Origin of the sequence: Kribbia dieselivorans NBRC 106261 (assembly GCF_001552435.1) — a bacterium.
GTDB lineage: Bacteria > Actinomycetota > Actinomycetes > Actinomycetales > Dermatophilaceae > Kribbia > Kribbia dieselivorans.
In genome coordinates, this window is sequence record NZ_BCRE01000015.1 from 1 (window position 1) to 3,556 (window position 3,556).

Genomic DNA, 3,556 nt, shown 5'->3' on the forward strand with positions numbered 1-3,556 from the left:
GGAGCCGCTCCTGATCCACCTGTCCACGACGCTCCGCCGCGCCGACCGACCGGCCGTCGTGATGACCTCGGCCCCGCCCGAGGACCTGACCGGGCGAGCCGCGGCGGTGGCGAGCACCTGCGCCCGCCGCACCGCCCTGCCGGCCCTCGTCGAGCGTCGCCACGAACTGCGCGAACTGGCGCAACGGCTGATCGCGCAGATCAACCCGGAGGCGAGTCTGCGCCTGACGCCCTCGGTGCTCACGGCCCTGGCGGCCCATCACTGGCCCGGCAATCTCAGCGAACTGCGCATGGTCCTCGAGCAGGTCTGCGCCCACCGGACCACCGGCGACGTGGCGCTGCGCGACCTCCCCGAGGACTACCGGTCACCCCAACCGACCCGACGGTTGGGCGGCCTCGAACGGGCCGAGCGCGACGCCATCATCCGGGCACTGGGCGAGAGCAACGGCAACAAGGCCAAGGCCGCCGCCCAACTCGGCATCAGCCGCACCACGCTCTACGCGCGGATCCGGCAGCTGCGCGTCAGCGCGTGAGTGTCCAGTTCCCGAACAGCCGCCCTGCATCGCTCCTCCTAGCGTTGACGTACATCAACCGCAACGACGCGAGGGAGTACCACCAATGGCGATCAATTCCGCCCGGGTCAAGGAGTTCCTGAACAGCCCGATCCGCATGCTCATCGACGGCGAGTGGGTCGAGTCCCGCTCCGGGGAGACCTTCGAGACGCACGACCCCGCCACCGGCGAGGTGCTCGCGACCGTGCCCAAGGGCAACGCCGAGGACATCGACGCGGCCGTGACCGCCGCCCGCCGGGCCTTCGACGACGGCGCGTGGACCTCGATGCGCCCCAACGTGCGCCAACAGCTGATCTGGAAGATCGCCGACCTCATGGACGAATACGCGGCAGATCTCGGTGAGCTCGAGTCGCTCGACAACGGCAAGTCCGTCGGCATCGCCACCGCCGTCGACGTGCGTTACGCCGCCGAGTGCTTCCGCTACTACGCCGGCTGGACCACCAAGCTGACCGGCTCGACCATCACGCCGTCAATGCTCATCGCCGACCCCGCGCAGGAGTACCACTCGTACACCCGACGCGAGCCAGTCGGCGTCTGCGGCCAGATCATCCCGTGGAACTTCCCGATCCTCATGGCCGCGTGGAAGCTCGCCCCGGCCCTGGCCACCGGCAACACCATCGTCCTCAAGCCGGCCGAGCAGACCCCGCTGTCGGCGCTGCTGCTCGGTCAGATTCTCGAGGAGGCCGGTGTGCCGGCCGGCGTGGTCAACATCGTCACCGGGTTCGGCGACGCCGGCGCGGCCCTGTCCGGGCACGACGACGTCGACAAGGTCGCGTTCACCGGCTCGACCGAAGTGGGCAAGCTCATCGTCGACGCCGCTCAGGGCAACCTCAAGAAGGTCTCGCTCGAGCTCGGCGGCAAATCCCCGAACATCGTCTTCGCCGACGCCGACATCCCCGCCGCGGTGGCCGGTTCGCTCATGGGGTTCACGTTCAACTCGGGTCAGGCGTGTGAGTCCGGCACGCGGATCTTCGTGCACGAGGACATCTATGACGCGTTCAGCCAGGCCTTGGCCGACGCCACCGCCGGGCTGAAGGTCGGCCCCGGCAACGACCCGGAGGCGGCCGTCACGCCGCTCGTCTCGCAGGAGCAGCTCGACCGCGTGACCCGGTACTTCGACGAGGGCAAGGCGGCCGGCGCTCGCGCGCTCGTGGGTGGTTCGCGCGTCGGTGACAGTGGCTTCTACGTCGAGCCGACGGTGTTCGTCGACACCACGCCGGACATGTCCATCGTGCGCGAGGAGATCTTCGGCCCCGTGGCCGTGCTCATCCCGTTCACCACCGACGAGGAGGCGATCGCCGCGGCCAACGACACGGAGTACGGCCTGGCCGCTGGCTTGTGGACCAAGGACCTCAGCCGCGCCCACAAGGTCGCCGCGCGGCTGCAGGCCGGTCAGGTGTGGATCAACACGTTCCACGCCTTCGACAACGCGCTGCCCTTCGGTGGGTACCACCAGTCGGGTTGGGGTCGTGAGCTCGGCGCCGACGCCATCGACCTGTACACCCAGATCAAGGCCGTCAACATCGCCCTCTGACGCGCCCCCCACCCGGTTCGAGGTATTACGCGTCGGATTCCCGACGCGTAATACCTCGAACCGCGGGGGTCAGGGACGACCGCGGGGGTCAGCGGCGCTGACGCAGCGCGGCCGCCACGTCCTCGACCGCGGTGCGCGTCCCGACGAACACGACCGCCCCGATCAGGGTCGCGACCCCGGTCACCGAGGCGAACGCGACTCCGGCCCAATGCCCGCGCAGCCCGGCCACGACCGCCAGAGCCAGCACGACGACACCCATGACGTACGGCACCACGACGAACATCGCCGGAGCCGCGACCCGATCGGCGACCTTCGGCGTGCGCGCGAACGGGATCTTGCGCTTGGTGATGCCCTGCTCGACCGACTTGATCACCCCGGCGGCGTTGACCGGCAACAGCACGAGGTTGAGCGCGAACACCGACAGCACGTCGATGATGCGGTGCCCCGAGCGCTTGAGATCCAACGACATGACGACGAAGTAGGGGAGCGCCGTGAGGGCCAGCCAGGGCGTGAGCAGGCTCCCGACCCCCGGGATGACGAGCAGGAACAACGTGCCGAACGTCGACCAGGCGATCGAGCCGAGGTAGTCGGAGCGCAGCGCGATCTCGCCGGCCGTGGTGCGTTCGCCGCGCGTGAGTCGGCGCCACACGGTCTGCGCCACCTTGGGCAGGATGATCAGCCCGCCGTTGGCCCACCGGCGACGCTGCACGACGAGCGAACCGAAGTCCGGGGGCGTCGCACTGAAACTGAGCCGCTCGGGGTAGTTGTACAGGCTCCAGCCGTTCGCGACGAGGTCCATGCTCGACTCGGTGTCCTCGATGACGGTGCGGTCCTGGATGTACCGGCGCACCTCGATCGGCCCGGCCGCACCGCGCTCCGTGGCGACCTCGACGATGTCATCGAGCGCGCGACGGCGGATGATCGCGTTCGCCCCCACCCAGAACGTCGCATCGAAGGCGGTCTTGCCCTGGTGTTGCAGGTGCTGGAGGTCCGTGGTCATGCCGGCCACGCGCTCGATCGCGGCCGGCGCCCCCCGGTACGAGGAGTACGGCGTCTGGATCACGGCCATCCGCTCATGACCGGGCTGCTCCATGACGTGGACGAGGCGCAGGCAGTAGTCGGGCACGAGCAGCGAATCGGCATCGAGGGTGAGCACGTAGTCGGCATCGGGGATGTGCAGGGCCAGGGGCTCGCCCGGCATCGCGGAGCGCAGCACGTCCACCATGCCGTCGGCAGTCACCACGGGCTGGACGCTCCACGACCGGCCCATGAGCGAGATGTAGCTGTTGAGGTTCATCGCCTTGTTCGCCTCGTGCGACAGCGACGCGAACCGTTTGCGCTCGAAGACGTCGAGCCGCGCGTCGAAGATGCGCAGCAGTCGGCGCAACCGGGCCAGGCCCTCGGTGGCGGGCAGGGGCCCGCGCCGGGCGCGCAGGCGGGTGGCGACCTGC

The 3,556-nt window shown here is 69.6% G+C and carries 3 protein-coding genes; 2 read left to right on the forward strand and 1 reads right to left on the reverse strand.

The window, feature by feature from the left end; all coding sequences use genetic code 11:
* Window positions 1-532, forward strand: a 532-nt coding sequence (locus KD1_RS01820; RefSeq protein ID WP_174521085.1) for an AAA-type ATPase lid domain-containing protein, incomplete at its 5' end; no start/stop codon positions are given.
* 85 nt (window positions 533-617) lie between these two features.
* Complete coding sequence (locus tag KD1_RS01825) at window positions 618-2,105, forward strand: aldehyde dehydrogenase family protein (protein ID WP_068396696.1); 1,488 nt, start codon at window positions 618-620, stop codon at window positions 2,103-2,105.
* Between the two features lie 88 nt (window positions 2,106-2,193).
* Here the strand turns inward: KD1_RS01825 and KD1_RS01830 are convergent.
* Window positions 2,194-3,556, reverse strand: a 1,363-nt coding sequence (locus KD1_RS01830; protein ID WP_157073109.1) for a glycosyltransferase family 2 protein, incomplete at its 5' end; no start/stop codon positions are given.

Coding starts and splice junctions, on each gene's coding strand:
- KD1_RS01825 (WP_068396696.1), top strand. CDS start 618: ATGGCGATCAATTCCGCCCGGGTCAAGGAGTTCCTGAACAGCCCGATC.